Genomic DNA, 18807 nt, shown 5'->3' on the forward strand with positions numbered 1-18807 from the left:
TTTTATTTTTTTTGATTAAAATTCATCGAAAGCGATTCGTTCTTTTGGAACATTAAAATCTGCCAACATTTTTAAACTAGCCTGAATCATGGCTGGTGGTCCACATAAATAATATTCAATCTCTTTTTGATGATGGATGTTTTTTAAATAATTCTCTAACAATACTTCATGTATAAAACCTATATTTCCTTCCCAAAAATCAGTTTCTTCTGGCTCTGAAAGTGCTATATTAAAATTGAAGTTTTCATTTTTATCTTGTAATTGCTCAAAATATTCTTGGTAAAACAGTTCTGATTTAGAACGAGCACCATACCAAAAACTTATTTTTCTATCTGTTTTTTGAGTTTCTAATAAATATGAAAGATGTGATTTTAGTGGAGCCATTCCTGCTCCACCTCCTATATATATCATTTCTCTCTCTGATGTTTTTATCTGAAAATCTCCAAAAGGCTTTGATATTTTAACCTCATCTCCTGCTTTTAAATTAAAAACATAAGAAGATCCAATTCCTGCAAAAACGGATTCATTTGCTGGTGGTAAAGCAATACGGATGTTAAACTTTAGCGTTTTATCTTTTTTAGGATCGGTAGCCATGGAGTAATTCCTTTTTATATGAAAAGAATTTTCAGCTGAACAATTCATCAAGTTATTAGCTTCCCAAGTTGACTTGAAAGGTTCTTCTATAACAAACTCATTGAATTTAGTTTTATAAGGAAGAATTTCTAATTGTATATATTGACCTGGAACAAACTCAAACAACTCTTTATCAACAGGTTCCAGCTCTAATTCTTTTATAAATGTAGCTACGTTTTTATTACTGACTACTTTAAAAGAAAACATTTCATCATCTTTTGCATTTTTCACATCACTTATGTCTAAATACAACTTCCCATTTTCTACATGAGTTGTATAGGTTTTTAAGCCCACACAAACAGGCAGCCTTTTTGGACTTCCATCTTTTAAATTAAATCGTCCATTATGCTTCGGACATTCAATGGTTTCACCAATAACTACACCATCACCTAAATGTGCATTTCCATGCGTACACATTCCATCTGTTGCATAAAATTGATCATTATTGGTTCTATAAATAGCGTAGGTTTTGTCTTTAAAATCAAAACGAATAGCTTCTCCTTGAATGATATCTTCTACTGAACAAACTTCAATTTTTCCATTGCTGAATTGATCAACATCTCCAACTATTTTTGCTTTCTGGGTATTTTTAGTTTTATGTGCTGTTGCAGGTAATTCCTTTTTTATAAAATAAGTAGGATCTTTTTGCTGTTTTAAAATAGCCGGTAAAATTTCCTTAAATGCATCGTAAATACTTGTATTAGGTTTAGGGCAGTCATATTTCATCAACTCATGTAGTTTTGGCAAAGCATGGTAAGGTACCAATGGAAACATATGATGTTCTACATGATAATTCATATTCCAATACAAAAATCGATGAACCCTATTCATAAGTACCGTTCTAGAATTTAATCTATGATCTAGTACATTTTCGTCCAAACCTGCATGCTGCGTAAATCCATAAAAAGGCATCAACCAAGTTCCAAATAATGTTGGCAAACCTATAAACATTAAAGGTAAAATAGTATTGTATACAATTGATAACACGATGACTGATAGAAAAATCAACACATAGATTCGTGCTTTATAAATTACTTTTTTATATTCTGATTTTGGAATATAAGTCGCTACCTCAACATCAATTTTACCCGATGCATGTTTTAATAACTTTTTCATTTCTGGAACTGCTGCGCTAATCCCAAAAAAAGTAAGAATCAACGTTTTTATTTGTGTAGGTCTAGGAATAGAAATCTCAGGGTCACGACCTCTAATAATGGTATCACTATGATGACGTGCATGACTCCATTTCCAAACCGTAGATTGTCTGAACACCATAAAAGATGATATTTCATACAATACATTGTTCATCCAGTCTGTTTTAAAGGCTGTACCATGACTGGACTCATGCCATCTAGAATCTGATGAAGATGCATACAAAACACTATAAACAATATAAGGAATAATAGCATACCAAGTTCCCCACCATAAATAAACCAAGTAACCCGAACCAAGCAACAACCCAAACCAAATAATACTATCTCTAATAGCAGGTCCATTTTTTCTAACCAAAAGTGCTCTCATTTGATCTTTTGGAATAGGAGTTTGATACCAGTCAGCATCTGCCAAACCTAATTCAACAGCACGCTTTGCTTCAACGCCTACCAAACTATAATCTCTTAGTATCTGTTTTTCTTTAGCATTCATCCTTTCTAGAAAAATTATTTTAAGGTCTTTTTTAAATGTTCCATCATAAACACATTTACCGTCCATTGATCGGTAATGGGTTCGTTTTTAAAAGGCAACTGAGTCATATACGGATAGGGTCCAAACTCTGGAGCAATCGTAAATTCTGTTCTCCCTTCTGCTCTTCTTTTATCAATTACTTTTTGCCACCAATTCGTATGAGTTTCTAGAACTTCTTTCCATTCTGGAGCTCTTGGATCTGGAATTTGAGGCCCTTCAGAAAAACCTACACGAGAGTGTATATGTTCTGTTCTTTCAATGGCTAAATCCACCGCTTCGGTTTGATCTTCTAATAATGTTTCTGCAACATTACACCAGTGAGAAATGTCTAGCGTTAATTTTAAATCTGGAATTTTAGATAAAAACTGAGATACAATATGAGCTGCAAAGCTGAACTTTCCTCTGTGTGTTTCGTGAATTATTTTCACTCCATATTCTTGAGAAACTTCTTTTGCAATGTTAATTAACTCAGCATTTTGTTCAAACGTAAAAAAGTCCTTTCCTGTTTGAGTATTGACTAACAAAGGTTTTGCAGATGCCAAATTGATCATTCTTGCTTTGTACTCTTTTTTATGCAATTCAAAATCCGCCGTTAAGGTTTCCCAATGCTGGGCTATCAATTCTAAATCATACTCTTTTAACAGCACTAAAATTTCTTTTTTTTCAGCATCGTCCATAGGTAGACTCATTTCTACTCCATCATATCCTGCGTTTTTAGCTTTCTCAAAAAAAGCAGCATACTCCATATCTGTAGAACCCCATATTGGGCAAAAATATTTGATTTTCATAATTAATTTATAACTTTAATTTCTATGCTATTTGATGCAATAGCATCTTGAGATGTTGCTTTTAAGACAATATTCTCTTTTTTTCCATTAGACTGAACAATCACGATACATTTTCCATTATAAGCTTTTATTTCTGATGCTTTAAACGAGGATAAATTGGCTTGATAACCATTATCAACCCCAACAATTTCTCCACCTCCTGAAATTTCAAATTCTATAAGATGATTTGCATTTGGAACTAAAACTCCTTTTTCATCAACAACATCAACAGTGATATACGTTAAATCATATTGATTGTTACGAATCTCTTTTTTGTCTGCTGTTAAGTTTATTTGAGCCGCTTTTCCTGCAGTGTGAATTTCTTTTTCTAACACTACTTTTCCTTCTTTTTTAGACACTGCTTTTAGTGTTCCTGGCTCGTACTTTACCTCCCAAGAAACATGCAAATCATCATCTTTTTTAGATTTTTTACCAAGTGATTTTCCATTTAAAAACAACTCAACTTCATCAGCATTGTTGTAATAAGCCCAAACATCAATTTCTTGATTTTTTGTCCAATTCCAATGTGGCAAAATGTGCAACACATCTTGATCACTCCACTCACTTTGATACATGTAGTATACATCTTTAGGCAAACCAGCCAAATCTAGAATTCCAAAATAAGAACTACGTGCAGGATATGGATAAGGAATTGGCTCTCCTAAATAATCAAAACCTGTCCAAATAAATGTTCCCGCAATATAATCTAAAGCTTTTACAGCTTTCCAGCTTTCTTCGTGCGTAGCTCCCCAGTAAGCAGAAACTTGATCGTATGCAGAAACCGTAAAATCGTCATTCCCATCAAAAGGTTCATTATGTGCTGGTGGCCACCTTTTTATCTCATCAGCATCGAAATGATCATAATGACCTCTTGTTTCCAGCGCTGATACACTTTCTGAGGCAATAATTTTTTGACCTTTAAATTTTTCTGGAAACCCAGTATAATCTTTATGTTTATAGTTAAACCCTAATAAATCTAAAGCTCCAGATTGATAGATGTAGTTTTTCTCAGGAACATTTTCTGTCAACGCAGAGGTTACTGGTCTTGTTTTATCTAACTTTTTTACAATGCTTACCAATTCTTTAGTAATGGCAACTCCTGTACTATCAAATTGTTCTCGGATTTCATTTCCAATACTCCACATCATTACAGATGGATGATTTCTATCTCTTAACACAAAATCTTCTAAATCTTTTTGATGCCATTCATCCCAATCTAAATGATAATCTTGTTTTGCTTTTTTCTTTTTCCATGTATCAAAAGCTTCTACCTGAACTATGAATCCCATTTCATCACATAAATCTAACAACTCTACAGAAGACGGATTGTGAGAAACTCTAATGGCATTAGCTCCCATTTCTTTCATTAAAGTCAGCTTTCTTTTAATAGCATCATTATTAGCTACTGCTCCTAAAGCACCATTATCATGATGCAAACAAACTCCATGAATTTTGGTAGGAACTCCGTTTAAAGAGAATCCTTTTTCAGCATCAAAATTAAAATATCTAAACCCTAAGGGTGTTTCATAATTATCAATCAACCTCCCATCTTCATATACTTTTGTTTGAATGGTATATAAGTACGGATTTTCTATATCCCATAAAACAGGGATTTTTACTTCTAAATCCTGATTTAGAACAAAAAAATCATTTGCTTTTATGTTTTCATTAGAAATTACTTTGGCAACTTCTTCATTTTGTTCACTTTTAATACTTGTGACCAATTTAACAGACTTGTCTTGATTATGGTCATTTTGCAAAGTCAACTCATAATTTACAGTTCCTAGACCTTTAGATATTTCTGGAGTAGTAGCATACGTTCCCCAATGAGCAACATGTAACTTGTCTGTTACCACTAGCCTTACATTTCTATAAATTCCAGAACCTGTGTACCAACGAGAATTTGGTTGAAGAGAATTATCCACCTTAACAGTGATGGTATTTTTCTGAGTTCCATAATGTAAATAAGGCGTTAAATCATACATAAACGAAATATACCCATAAGGACGTTTTCCTAAAAAATGTCCATTAATCCAAACTTCACTATTTCTGTAAACCCCATCAAACTCAATAGCAATACTTTTTCCTTTTATTCCCTCGGGTAATTCAAAGCTTTTTCTATACCAACCTTCTCCAGCAGGTAAAGCACCACCTTCTGGTTTGGTAGGGTGGTCTTTGCTAAACGTTCCTTCAATACTCCAATCGTGAGGTAAGTTTAACGCTCTCCAATCAGAACTATCAAAGTCTTCTTTTACAGCTTCTGGATGTGAACCTAATTTAAAATTCCAATTAAAATTAAAATCTTTTACAACCCTAACATCTTGTTCTTTAGCACCACAACTGCATAAAATCACTGCCCAAAACATTAGGCTATAAATTTGTATTCTTTTCATTTTATATCTTATTTCTTTTATTGAAACTCAAACGACTCTAATCGTAGTCCTTTCATATCTTTAGCTTCTAAAGTAATTTTATACGTTCCAGCATTGATGAATCCTCCTGTACTAGTATTTAATACTTTCCATTTTTTATTCTTTATAGGAAATTCAATCACATCGTTTCTTACTGAAATTCCATTCGCATCGGTAATACTTAAATTTACTTTTACAGGATAGTCATTCATATTCATAAACCTAAAACGCATCAAATAAATATTAGCCACTCCAGGTGCAACTTCAAAAGTGATTTTATTTGTTGTCTTTTGAGTAAACTCTACATAATCACTTTTTTTGAAAAAGGCTTTTTTAATTCCCTTTCCTAAGAGAGTGGCTTCTTCGGCTTCTAGTTTTATAATCGGCCTGTCATCTTTTTCATCCATATTATAGAGAGGTACTACAGCAATCCCATCATTATTTTTAAAATGGATTTTTTCTCCTTTTTTTACTTCTTTCTTAAAAACCTTAAAAACAATTTCTTGATTATTTTCAGCTATTTCTTCTAACTTTTCATAACTTTTTAACCAAGACAATTTGCTTTCTGAATCTTTTACAAACACATAAACAGTTGCATTTTCTTTAGATATAAATGTTCCTGAAATCTTTGCTTGGTTTATTGATTTAGAAAAACGTACATAATCTGCTCCGTATACTTCAGCAGGTAATTTTGTGTAGTGTATTTCTGAATCAATATATTGTTTGTCTGTAATATTTAACCAAGACCTAACTTCTACAGGCACATTAGCCGATGTGTTTAAAATATTTTTAGAAGATGCTTTTACTGGTTTTATAGCAGTATTTTTAGTTGCAATGGCAATAGCCGAAATAATTGCTTGGCTTGATGTTACATTAGGAAATGATATTTTTAAAACACCGCCTTTTACATTTGCTCTCACCGTTTTTTTAAGAGCTTTATCATGCCCCACTTCTTTCCATACATCAACATTTTCTAACACCACTTTATCATTAATGGCTACATCAAAAACACGCCAATCTGTACAATCCATTCCACCTCCTGTTCCATACCAAGGTTCGTTAAAATACAATTCAACTAAATATTCTCCATCTGGTACTGGAAATTCATATTTTAATTGATTGCCTCCATATCTAAAATCTTGAAACAATTTCCAATCTTGAGTTCCTTTTATAGGATCGTATGTAGTTCTTTGACTTGCATAAAAAGTGGGTAAATCTTTAAACTCATCTGTCCATGATTTTGAACCCCAAGTATTTTTATCCGTTTTATGAACATCCGCCATCCAAGTATTTCCATACGTATCCACATAATCATCTCCTCCACTATTGACTCTGTAGATATAATTATAATCTTCTTGTGGTTGTAAAACCTCATTGGTTTCAGCCATCAAGTCATTAAAACGTTTGGACTCTGGCAAACTGTTTAAGAGAATATAATCTTTAGCAACTGCTTTTCCATTTACATAACCTACCGCATACAATACATTGTATTTGACATTGATATTTTTCCATTGAAAATGCTCTCCTAATCCTGGATTTTTTAGTTTTCCTAATGATTCCTGATTGACATCATTAAACAATTCAACCTCATCACAATTAGAATAAACATCAATACTATTTTTAATCCCTGGTTTTGTCCATCTATTTGGCCAAGAATGAGAAACAATATAAACCATTGGACTTTTTTTGTTTGACACAAAATTGGCTCTATACATATAAAAAGCATCTGTTGGTTAACTCGTTATGAACATAAGAGAACAATAAAGAAATACACAAAGCTCCCAAGCACAAGGTTGCCAAACTCCCCGCAAAAATGACTTTGTTGGAACGAAAATTTCTGATAGCAAATTTTATATAATGTTTTAGCATTTTTTTATTTTAAAATTAATTTGTCATTTTCTCCAAAATGATCATAGTTAGACGTAATCACTTTTTCTCCCGGATCAAGCCCTTCTAAAATCTCATAATATTTAGGATTCTGTTTTCCTATTTTCACCTTGCGTTTTGTAGCAACTTCACCCGAAGCATCTACCACATATACCCATTGTCCGCCAGTACTCTGAAAAAATGCTCCACGTGGTAAAAGCAATACTTCTGTAGGCTCTCCCAATTGTAATTTGATATAATAACTTTGTCCCGTTCTAATATTTTCTGGCTTCTCATCAACAAACACCATGTCTATTTTAAACTTTCCCTCTTTTACATCAGGATAAACTTTTTTAATTTTTATCTGATAAATAGTCTCATCACGCTCAAAGGTTCCTGTTAAACCACGAAGAATACGATCTATATAATGTTCATCTATGGTCGCTTCTATTTTAAAATTAGTCAACACATTAATTTGTCCAATATTTTGTCCTCTTCCAATTTGTTTCCCTATTTCTGCATTTAAAGTTCCTAATTGTCCATCGGCTGTGGCTTTTACATTTAAATTATCAATACGTTCGTATTCCATGCTTAATGTTTGTTGCATACGTTCCAAATCTCTACTTAAATCCATAATACTTGTGGTATTTAAAAGCGAATCTTGTTTGGATTGAAACTTATTAACTTCATAACTTTTTTGAGACAATTCAAAATTTTCTTTGGCCTCTAAATACATTTCTCTGGCAATTAATTCTTCCTCAAATAGAGATTGATTTTGTTCGTATTTACGTTTTGCTTTCTTTAACTGATACTCAGACTCTAACAAACTTCGTTGTCCTGCAATACGTTTGGTTTCAAAATTAATTTGGGTTTGTCTTAAATCATTTTGCTTGGCCGCTAAACTAGTTTCACTATTTAAAATTTGCCCGTACAATTCTCTGTTTTCTAATTTTAAAATCACATCTCCTTTATTTACCATGCTTCCCTCTTCAATAAATATCTCCAAAACACGACCTCCTTCATAAGCATCTAAATATACTGTTGAGATAGGGTTTACCAAACCATTAATACTGATATAATCATTAAACTTACCCTGTACTACTTCCGAAATGGTAATTCTTTCTTTTTCTACTTTAAAACTAGAACGGGTATCTCCAAAAAACAAATGCCATATAAATCCTAGTATTAAAATAACAATGCTTATGATTCCAATATGTTTGGGTTTTAATCCTTTTTTCTTTTCTATTTTAGTATCCATGGGCTGCTGTTGTGTTGCTAATTGGTAAAATAAATGTACCGTTGTAAAAGTCTAAAGTTTTTTTCTGGATGCTTAACTGAATTTTAATTTGTAGTTGTTCCATCTTCGCTTTTGTATAAGCATTGCTAGCTGATTGCATTTCATACAAAGTGATTAAATCTCTTTTATATTTTTTTTGAGCAATAGTAAAGGCTAATTCTTTTGATTTTATTTTTTTAACATTCAATTGTTTTTCTGCTAGCAAAGCCTTATTTTTTTGAATCAGCTTTTGAATTTCTTTATATACTGTTTGGGTTTCTTGCTTTAACTGCACCTTTGTTTTTTGCAAATTGATTTTTGCGATTTTGGTACTACTCCAATTTCTACCGTTGTTAAAAATGGGGATATTTAAAGACAAAGAAATATATTTATTGGTATTGGCTCTTAGTTGTTCCCAAAACTGAATTTGATTTCCAAGAGCATCTACTCTGTTACGCGAATATCCTGAATTAATTCCTGCATTTAAACTTAACCTAGGCAAAAGAGAAGCTCTAGTAATTGCTAAATACTTCTCAGCAGATTCAATTCTAAACTTCTTAATTTGAAAACTAGGTAACGATTGTTGAGCCTTGTTAAAAAGAGTTTCTATCACAAAGGGAGCCTCAGAAAATGTTGCTGTTTTTTCTTCCAAAACTGCAGACAATACAATATCATCTTGTTCTAAATTCATTTCTTGTAATAAAGCCAATTTGGCCTCTTTTAATCTATTTTTAGATTGAAGTACATTAAAGTCATCTTCACTAACAGTAGCCTCTATTTCATACAAATCAGACTTTGCTTTTAGTCCTAATTTTACTTCAGAAGTAATGCGTTTAAAAGACAACTTATTCATTGCTTGTTGATCTAATACTATTTCTAAATTTCCTTGATAGAAAAGTACATCATTAAACAAAGTCATCACCCTAAAAGCCAAATCGTATTTGTATTGTAAAATAGTTTGCTTGCTAGACTCAAACTGAATTTTCTTATAACTTAAAGTATTCCATCTTTTAAAACTTTCAAAAAGCACTATAGAAGTAGACAAACCTCCATTTAACCCAGAAACAGTTTTTGTATCATAAAATGTATTGGTGAGTTGATCCAAACTCCTTCCATAATTTATGGTATAACTTGGCAACCCAACATACACTTGTGGAATTAAATCTCTTTTGGCCTGTTGCCATTGTTCTTTCTCAATGGCAGCATTGTAAGTTTGATTTTGCTGCTCTAAATTATGTGCTAATGCATAAGCAATGCAACCATCCATTGTCCACGATTCTTGTGAAAAAACAGGATAGAAACTAAAAACAAAAAACAATAAAAATAACTGGAGGATACTTTCTCTCATCAATAACAATCTAATTTCCATGAAGACAAACCAATGATATGCCACAAACATAAACAACTAACAATGTGATAATTACAAATACAAAAAGAAAAAAAAGGAAATAATTAGTAAAAAAAATTGACAAAAAGTGTAAAAATATTTTACACTAATAAAAAACATAGATTTGTAATAATTAATTTTGTTTAAAAATCTATATGAAAGAGGGAAATATTCTTATTATCGATGATAATAAAAGTGTTTTGAGTGCTTTGGAGCTGCTGCTCCAAAGCACTTACCAAACCATCACTACCTTTTCTAACCCAAATCAAATAACTTCTATTCAAAACCTACATAATTATGATTTGGTTTTATTGGATATGAATTTCTCAGCAGGAATTAACACTGGAAATGAAGGTCTTTATTGGCTAAAACGTATTAAAGAGATGTCTCCTGATATTTCGGTTATTATGATTACTGCCTATGGTGATGTTGAATTGGCTGTACGTGCCCTAAAAGAAGGAGCTACCGATTTTATTTTAAAACCTTGGGACAACAAAAAATTATTAGCAACATTACAATCGGCTTTTCAACTAAGACAATCCAAACGAAAAATACAGCAATTAGAACAAAACGAAAAAAGTTTAAAAAGCATTATCAATAAAAACAACAGAAGTATTATTGGGAACTCAAAAGCATTACTTGATATTTTAAAAACTACCAAAAAAGTTGCCAAAACAGATGCCAATGTATTAATTACTGGTGAGAATGGTACTGGAAAAGAATTAATTGCCAAAGAACTACATCAATGGTCTAACAGAAAAGATGAGGTTCTCGTATGTGTTGATATGGGCTCTATTACAGAGTCTCTTTTTGAAAGCGAATTGTTTGGACATGTAAAAGGTGCTTTTACAGATGCACGTGAAGACAGAACAGGTAAATTTGAAGCTGCACATAAGGGTACTTTATTTCTTGATGAAATTGGGAATTTACCTTTAACTTTACAGGCCAAACTACTCGCTGTTATTCAAAACAGAGAAGTAGTTAAAATAGGTTCAAACAAACCTATTCCTGTAGACATTCGTTTAATTTGTGCAACCAATTGTAACCTCCACAAAATGGTGGAAGAAGGATTGTTTAGAGAAGATTTACTATACCGAATAAACACCATCCACATAGAGGTTCCTGCTTTAAAAGATCGTGAAGGAGATATTTTGATACTTGCTGATTTTTTTCTAAATCTCTATAGTAACAAATATGGAAAGGGAAAACTAAGTATTGATAAATCTGCTCAAAAAAAATTAACAAACCACAATTGGCCAGGTAATATAAGAGAATTACAACACACTATTGAACGCTGTGTTATTTTAAGTGATAACAACACCTTAGCAGCATCTGATTTTATATTTAAAGAACGCCCCCAAATCTTTCAAAAAACATTAGACACGACTCTAGATATTATGGAAAAAAGTATGATTTCTAATGCTATTTCTAAACACGAAGGAAATTATAGTGCTGCAGCAAATCAGTTAGGAGTCACAAGACAAACCTTATACAACAAAATAAAACGTTACGACTTATAAATTTTAAATATGGCAAGTAAAAACATTTATTATCGCATCCTATTTAAAGTTTTATTATTAGTCATCACCTGTTTTGGATGTTCTTATTTCATCTTACAAAAACATATTGATTTTGCTATTTATGTTGGAATTATTTTAATATTTCAAGTCATTAATCTGATTCATTTTTTAAACACCACTAATAGAAAGATAGCCTTTTTTTTTAACGCCATTGAAAATGATGATTCCACCATTAGCTTTCCTACACAAACAAAAGACAAATCACTTAGAGATATTCATAAAAGTTTAAACCGAGTGAATAAATTAATACAAAATGTAAAAGTTAAAAATAAAACCCAAGAAAAATATTATCATACTATTTTAGAACATGCCTCTATTGGAATTCTAACACTAAATGATCAAGGACATATTCTATTGGCCAATAAAACCGCTAAAACACTTTTTAATTATGATTCACTCACACATGTACAGCAACTAAAACGTGTTGATGAAAAGTTATTCAGACTTATTTCTCAATTAAAACCTTTTGATCAAAAATTGATTCAATTACCAAATGAACGTGAAATTGTACAACTAACTATCAAAACAAACCCTATTAAAATTAATAATGAAGAGTCTTTATTAGTTATCATTCAAAACATTAGCAATGAGTTAAATGATAACGAAGTGGATTCATGGGTCAAACTATTCAGGGTTTTAACACATGAAATTATGAACACCATTACTCCTATCACTTCCATATCACAAACTTTATCAGACTTCTATCAACAAGAAAATCAATTCATATCAGCTTCAGAAATTACAAACCAAGACATCCATACTTTAGTTAATAGTTTAAATATCATTAAAGATCAGGGTGATAATTTAATCAAGTTTGTAGATTCTTATAGAACTTTGGTCAAAATAGCCTCACCAGACAAGGAAATCATTAACCTAGCTACCTTATACAATAAAATTAGAGTATTAGTGAGTCAGGAACCTGGCTTTAATAACGTTAAGTTTGAAGTTCACATCACTCCAAAAGATTTAGAAGTATATGCTGACGAAAAACAATTAATTCATGTTCTCATTAACTTAACCAAAAATGCTTTACAATCTTTATATAATAATTCTAATGGAGTCATTAAACTATATGGAAAAAAAGATAAAGAAGGAAAAATTCTTTTACAAGTTATAGATAATGGCCCTGGTATTGGACCAGATTTTATTGATCAAATTTTTATTCCTTTTTTTACAACCAAAGATGATGGTAATGGTATTGGATTAAGTCTTTCTAAACATATCATGAGGCTTCATGGCGGAAGTATAAAAGTAAATTCTATACCTAATGAAGAAACAACCTTTAGTTTGATTTTTTGACGATCCTCATATTAAATAATATACATAAAAAAACACCGATTATCTTTTGATAATCGGTGTTTTTAATAAAATCTAATATTAGATTTTTGTCGGGGTGGCAGGATTCGAACCTGCGACCTCCTCGTCCCAAACGAGGCGCGATGACCGGGCTACGCTACACCCCGAAAAAGTCATCTAAAAAATTGCGGAGAGACAGGGACTCGAACCCTGGCGACAGTTACCCGTCGACAGATTAGCAATCTGCTCCATTACCACTCTGGCACCTCTCCAAAAGTATATTACTACTTTCTTTTGCGAGTGCAAATATATATGTTTAGTTAAATGCTTGCAACCTTTTTTTAGTTTTTTTTACTCAGGATATTCAATCCTTACGTGATATATGTTTTTAAGCTTTTTCTTGATTACTTTCTTTACACTCTCAATCTCTTTTAATGTAATGTTTGCATTTAAAAATTGTCCTTCAGATTTTTGTTTTTCAATAATCTTCTCTATCAATTCATCAATAGCAGTAGCCGTTGGCTCTGCTAAACTTTTAGAAGCTGCTTCGGCTGCATCACACATCATTAAAATAGAAGTTTCTTTAGAAAAAGGAATTGGTCCTGGATATCTAAAATCTTCAATATTTACATTATCTGGATTAGCATCTAATTCTTTTTTATAAAAATAATACACCAAACTAGTTCCGTGATGGGTTCTAATAAAATCAATAATTCTATCTGGTAATCGTTGTTTTTTAGCCAATTCAATCCCCTCAGTTACATGACCTATAATAATTTTAGCACTGTCTTTTGCAGGTAACTCATTATGCGGGTTTACCCCTGTAGATTGGTTTTCTGTAAAGTAAAAAGGATTTAACATTTTACCAATATCATGATACAAAGCTCCTGTTCTTACCAACATCACATTCGCGTTAATAGCGTTGGCAGCCGCTTCGGCTAAATTGGCTACTTGCATAGAATGCTGAAATGTTCCTGGTGCTTTTTCATTCAACTCTCTTAACAACACACTGTTAGTACTAGACAACTCTAACAATGTAATATCAGACACTAAACCGAATAACTTTTCGTATAACCAAATTAAGAATACCGATAGAAATGATAATACTCCATTCAAAGCAAATAATCCAAAATAACGTCCTTTTATTTGACTTATTCCACCTTCATGAATAATATAAAAAGCTAAATAAGTAACCATATATACTAAGGTGATTTTAAACACCGAAATAAATAAATTCCCTCTCTTATGAATATCAGAAACCGTTAAAATGGTAATAAAACCTGCAATGGTTTGTAAATAAATATACTCAAAACTATTAGGCACTACAAAGCCAAGCATCAACACCATCAATAAATAAGAAAACATAGCTACACGAGCATCAAAGAAAGCTTTCATTACTATGGGTAAAATACATATAGGAACAGCATATAAATAATCTGGCAACTGCTTAATAATAAATGTTTCTAAAAACACCATTAACAAAACATTCAGAAAAATAAAGGTGACTTGCGTGTTGTTTTCAAAAATCTCTTTTCTATCTAGGTATAAAAACAACATTAACATTCCCATAGCTAAAGACACCAAAATAATGTATCCTACCAAAATCCAAGCATAATTCTTTTTAGTCCAAATTTGAGATTTATACTCTTGTTTTAAAGAATTTAACACTTCTAATTTTTTACCTTCTACAATATCACCCCTAGCAATAATTAATTCTTTGGCTGATATTTTTCCTTTGGTATAAGAAATTGTACTAAGTACTTCTTCTAAATCTTTATCGGTATATTCCTTATCAAAAAATACATTTGGCACTAAAACTTCTGTCAATATGTTAGTGATAATGCTTTTATACGTATAATCCATTTGATTATTCAACGTATTATTTATCAAAGGCAATAATTCTCTAGGAGTAATTAACCTCCCATAGTCCATTTTACTAACTTCTTGCTGTTTTCTTAAAAAGATAGATTTATCGGCCGGATATTCATCTTTTACACTGGTATCTACAAACCCTAACTCATATATAAAAATGATTAAATCTTCAGCTGTTTTTTTATAAATAGAAGTATTAAATTCTTTTTTTAATCCTTTATTTACAATGGCTTCATCATAATTGGCTGCAAACTTATTTTTCACCTCATTTTCTACATTCCCTTTGTATTCAAAATAAATATTAGAGTTTTTAATCAAATCATTTTTTTCCTCATTGATTTCTGCTTCGGTCTTTTGAATGGCAAAATCAAAAGGAGCCAATAAATTTTCATACTGCCATGGTTTTCCCTTTTGGAATTCGTACTTAAACTTCCCTCCTTTTGGAAAAAAATAAACAATAGAAAATACTACCAATACAAACAAAAAGACTTTGTAAATAATAGATTGATTCTGATAGATGCGGTTAATGATATTCTTCATTAGTTGTTTTGATGTTTATCAAAAATAAACAATTAATTTTTGTAAATTCAAAGTACACTTAACCTGTTTTCGTCATGTCCCAAAAAATTGTCATTGTTTCCGCCAAAAGAACTCCCATAGGATCGTTTCTAGGAAGTTTATCTACCATTACAGCTCCCAAACTAGCTTCAATAGCGATAAAAGGAGTTTTAGATGACATTAAACTTCCCTATAATTTAGTAGAAGAAGTTTACTTGGGAAACGTTTTACAAGCTGGATTAGGGCAAGCACCTGCAAAACAAGCCGCAAAATATGCAGGTTTAAAAGATGAAATTCCTTGTACCACCATTAACAAAGTTTGTGCCTCTGGAATGAAAGCCATAACCATGGGAGTACAAGCCATTAAGGCAGGTGATAGAAACATTTTATTGGTAGGTGGCATGGAAAACATGTCTTTGGTTCCCCATTATCAATATTTAAGAACAGGAAACAAATTAGGAAACCAAATTTTACAAGACGGACTTATACATGACGGCTTGACGAATGTTTACGACCAAAATCACATGGGGGTTTGTGGAGATAATTGTGCCAAAACACATCATATTTCTAGAGAAGAACAAGATCATTTTGCTATACAATCCTATCAAAAATCTATCAAAGCAAACGAAGAAGGAAAATTTAAAAATGAAATTACTCCTGTAATTTATCACGATAAAAGAGGTAATGAAATCATTGTAAATGAAGATGAAGAATTTAAAAACTTTAAACCAGAAAAGTTCCCATTCTTAAAACCCGTATTTTCTAAAGACGGAACGGTAACCGCAGCCAATGCTTCTACTTTAAATGATGGTGCTGCAGCCTTATTAATTATGTCCGAAGAAAAAGCAAAAATTTTAAACTTAACTCCCTTAGCTGAAATTATTGCATATGAAGATGCCTCCACACAAACTGAACTTTTTACCACAGCACCAGCCAAAGCCATCCCAGCAGTATTAAAAAAAGCCAACCTACAACTTACTGATATTGATTGTTTTGAATTAAACGAAGCTTTTTCGGTAGTAGGAATTGCCAATGCCAACTTACTAAAAATCCCCATGCACAAAATCAATAAAAATGGTGGAGCAGTATCACTTGGACATCCTCTGGGTTGCTCAGGTGCAAGAATTGTTGTTTCTTTGATAAATGTTTTAAAACAACAGCAAGCAGGTTATGGACTTGCAGCTATTTGTAACGGTGGCGGGGGTGCAACTGCCATAATTATTAAAAATATTTAGTTAGCCTACTCATATATTCAATGGATTACGGTATTTGTAACCTTAGTGTTGTTCCTTTAAGATTAGAACCTTCAGATACTTCTGAAATGGTTTCTCAAGTATTATTAGGCGAACATTTTAAAGTCTTAGAAATTAGAAACAAGTGGAGTAAAATCCGTTTGGCTTATGACAATTACGAAGGATGGGTTGACAACAAACAATTTTTATTGATCTCTCTTGAAGATTATGAAAAAATAGACAAGATTCCTATATCTTTATCCAGTGAGATTATTAATTTTGGAGAAAACGAGCAACAGTTATTAACCAATATTGTAATGGGTTCTCACTTACCTTTTTACAAAGAAGGACAATTTCTTATTGGAGAAGAAAAATTTATCTTTGAAGGAGATGTTATTTCTGACAAACAAAAAAAGGAAAATATTGTAACTACCGCATTACAATTTTTAAATACTCCTTATTTATGGGGAGGTAAAACACCTTTTGGAATTGATTGCTCTGGACTTACCCAACTGGTATACAAGCTAAATGGTTACCCATTAAAAAGAGATGCTAAAGATCAAGCAACACAAGGTGATGTTTTAAGTTTTATTGAAGAAAGTGAACCTGGTGATTTGGCTTTTTTTGACAACGATGAAGGAAACATTATTCATGTGGGAATTATGATGGCTGATAATTATATTATTCACGCCCACGGAAAAGTAAGAATTGACCGTATAGATCATTTAGGTATTTACAATGTAGATACCAAAAGACACACTCACAAACTTAGAGTGATTAAAAAGATTATATAAACATAGTTTTACAATTTGGAGAGACTATTAATTCTCCTTCGGTTACACTTTTAATATATTCCACTCCTACATCTGGAGCGGTTTCTTTTAACAAAAATCTCCCGTTTTCAATCGTTAATAAAGCCAAATTGGTTACAATTGTTTTTACACAACCCACCCCCGTTAAAGGCAAACTACATTGTTTTAATAGTTTAGACTCACCAGCTCTATTGGTATGCATCATGGCTACAATAATATTTTCTGCACTGGCTACTAAATCCATGGCTCCTCCCATACCTTTAACCATTTTCCCAGGGATTTTCCAATTGGCAATATCTCCATTTTGAGAAACTTCCATGGCTCCTAAAACTGTTAAATCTATGTGCTGACCTCTAATCATTCCAAAACTAAGCTCTGAATCAAAAAAAGAAGCTCCCGGCAATGTAGTAATGGTTTGTTTTCCTGCATTAATGATGTCTGCATCTACATTTTCTTTGGTAGGAAAAGGCCCCATTCCCAAAACCCCATTTTCACTTTGAAATTCTACATTAATATTTTCAGGAACGTAATTAGCCACCAAGGTTGGAATTCCAATCCCTAGATTTACATAAAACCCATCTTGTAATTCTTTAGAAATACGTTGTGCTATTTGTTTTTTGCTTAACATCCCTATTCCTTTAAAGTTAATTTTTCAATTCTTTTCTCATATTTCTCACCTTGAAAAATACGTTGCACAAAAACTCCCGGAACATGAATTTCATTAGGATTTAATTCTCCAATAGGAACTAATTCTTCTACTTCTACTACATTTATTTTGGCAGCTCCACACATGGCTTGATTAAAATTACGTGCCGTTCCTTTAAAAATAATATTTCCAGCCTCATCACCTTTCCATGCTTTTACCAAAGCAAAATCTGCTTCTACTGCATATTCTAACAAATACTGTTTTCCTTTAAACTCTCTAACCTCTTTCCCTTTAGCCACTTCTGTTCCTGCTCCAGCAGGCGTAAAAAAAGCTGGAATTCCCACTTTTGCAGATCGACAACGTTCTGCTAAAGTTCCCTGTGGAATTAACTCCACCTCAATTTCATTGTTTAACATTTGTCTTTCAAACTCATGATTTTCACCAACATAAGAAGAAATCATTTTTTTTATTTGATGTTTTTGCAACAATAAACCCAATCCAAAATCATCTACTCCAGCATTATTAGACACGCAGGTTAGTTCTTTAACATCTAACCTTACCAATTCAGCAATACTATTTTCGGGAATTCCACAAAGACCAAAACCCCCTACCAAAAGAGTCATATCACTTTGAATTCCTTGTAAAGCTTCTTGAACAGAATGTACTTTTTTGGATATCATTTTTTAAAAATTGTATTTACTTAAATATAAGAAATCTAGATTTAATTT

Annotated in this window: 13 protein-coding genes and 2 tRNA genes; 4 read left to right on the top strand and 11 right to left on the bottom strand. The window is 32.0% G+C overall.

The window, feature by feature from the left end:
- Positions 1-15: 15 nt before the first annotated feature.
- From nqrF to BUB70_RS13685, 6 genes are all read right to left on the bottom strand, one after another.
- The gene (nqrF, locus tag BUB70_RS13660; protein WP_073122623.1) at positions 16-2277 is read right to left on the bottom strand and encodes an NADH:ubiquinone reductase (Na(+)-transporting) subunit F; all 2262 of its coding nucleotides are present in this window, start codon (positions 2275-2277) and stop codon (positions 16-18) included.
- Positions 2278-2291: 14 nt separating this feature from the next.
- Entirely contained in the window at positions 2292-3104 is an 813-nt protein-coding gene (locus BUB70_RS13665) for a sugar phosphate isomerase/epimerase family protein (RefSeq protein WP_073122573.1), read from the bottom strand.
- 2 nt (positions 3105-3106) lie between these two features.
- Complete coding sequence (locus BUB70_RS13670) at positions 3107-5536, bottom strand: glycoside hydrolase family 2 TIM barrel-domain containing protein (RefSeq protein ID WP_084730295.1); 2430 nt, start codon at positions 5534-5536, stop codon at positions 3107-3109.
- 17 nt (positions 5537-5553) lie between these two features.
- The gene (locus BUB70_RS13675; protein ID WP_229743008.1) at positions 5554-7251 is read right to left on the bottom strand and encodes a malectin domain-containing carbohydrate-binding protein; all 1698 of its coding nucleotides are present in this window, start codon (positions 7249-7251) and stop codon (positions 5554-5556) included.
- A 176-nt stretch (positions 7252-7427) separates the two neighbouring features.
- Complete coding sequence (locus BUB70_RS13680) at positions 7428-8678, bottom strand: efflux RND transporter periplasmic adaptor subunit (protein ID WP_073122576.1); 1251 nt, start codon at positions 8676-8678, stop codon at positions 7428-7430.
- Positions 8668-10065, bottom strand: coding sequence for a TolC family protein (locus BUB70_RS13685; RefSeq protein WP_073122578.1), 1398 nt, complete (start codon positions 10063-10065; stop codon positions 8668-8670). Before BUB70_RS13685 ends, BUB70_RS13680 begins: the two co-directional genes overlap by 11 nt.
- Before the next feature lie 173 nt (positions 10066-10238).
- Here BUB70_RS13685 and BUB70_RS13690 point away from each other — a divergent pair, with 173 nt between their 5' ends.
- Positions 10239-11603 (top strand): sigma-54-dependent transcriptional regulator, encoded by a 1365-nt coding sequence (locus BUB70_RS13690; protein ID WP_073122581.1) that lies wholly within the window; start codon positions 10239-10241, stop codon positions 11601-11603.
- Between the two features lie 9 nt (positions 11604-11612).
- The gene (locus BUB70_RS13695; protein ID WP_073122583.1) at positions 11613-12962 is read left to right on the top strand and encodes a sensor histidine kinase; all 1350 of its coding nucleotides are present in this window, start codon (positions 11613-11615) and stop codon (positions 12960-12962) included.
- Positions 12963-13051: 89 nt separating this feature from the next.
- Here the strand turns inward: BUB70_RS13695 and BUB70_RS13700 are convergent.
- From BUB70_RS13700 to BUB70_RS13710, 3 genes are all read right to left on the bottom strand, one after another.
- A tRNA-Pro gene (locus BUB70_RS13700) sits at positions 13052-13126 on the bottom strand.
- A gap of 21 nt (positions 13127-13147) precedes the next feature.
- Positions 13148-13231 (bottom strand) — tRNA-Ser (locus tag BUB70_RS13705).
- Between the two features lie 79 nt (positions 13232-13310).
- The gene (locus BUB70_RS13710) at positions 13311-15371 is read right to left on the bottom strand and encodes an HD family phosphohydrolase (protein ID WP_073122585.1); all 2061 of its coding nucleotides are present in this window, start codon (positions 15369-15371) and stop codon (positions 13311-13313) included.
- A 74-nt stretch (positions 15372-15445) separates the two neighbouring features.
- On the opposite strand from BUB70_RS13710, the gene BUB70_RS13715 reads away from it, so the two are divergent.
- Both BUB70_RS13715 and BUB70_RS13720 read left to right on the top strand, forming a co-directional pair.
- Positions 15446-16624 carry an acetyl-CoA C-acyltransferase gene (locus tag BUB70_RS13715; RefSeq protein ID WP_073122587.1) on the top strand — a complete coding sequence of 393 codons (1179 nt, stop codon included), beginning with the start codon at positions 15446-15448 and terminating at the stop codon, positions 16622-16624.
- Positions 16625-16644: 20 nt separating this feature from the next.
- The gene (locus BUB70_RS13720; protein WP_073122589.1) at positions 16645-17415 is read left to right on the top strand and encodes a C40 family peptidase; all 771 of its coding nucleotides are present in this window, start codon (positions 16645-16647) and stop codon (positions 17413-17415) included.
- On the opposite strand, the gene BUB70_RS13725 is transcribed toward BUB70_RS13720, so the two are convergent.
- Together BUB70_RS13725 and BUB70_RS13730 are read right to left on the bottom strand one after the other, a co-directional pair.
- The gene (locus BUB70_RS13725) at positions 17408-18061 is read right to left on the bottom strand and encodes a 3-oxoacid CoA-transferase subunit B (RefSeq protein ID WP_073122592.1); all 654 of its coding nucleotides are present in this window, start codon (positions 18059-18061) and stop codon (positions 17408-17410) included. The two genes, BUB70_RS13720 and BUB70_RS13725, sit on opposite strands and share 8 nt — an antisense overlap.
- A 2-nt stretch (positions 18062-18063) precedes the next feature.
- Positions 18064-18759, bottom strand: coding sequence for a CoA transferase subunit A (locus BUB70_RS13730; RefSeq protein WP_073122594.1), 696 nt, complete (start codon positions 18757-18759; stop codon positions 18064-18066).
- Between the last annotated feature and the right edge of the window lie 48 nt (positions 18760-18807).

The organism is Wenyingzhuangia marina (genome assembly GCF_900130035.1).
Taxonomy (GTDB): domain Bacteria; phylum Bacteroidota; class Bacteroidia; order Flavobacteriales; family Flavobacteriaceae; genus Wenyingzhuangia; species Wenyingzhuangia marina.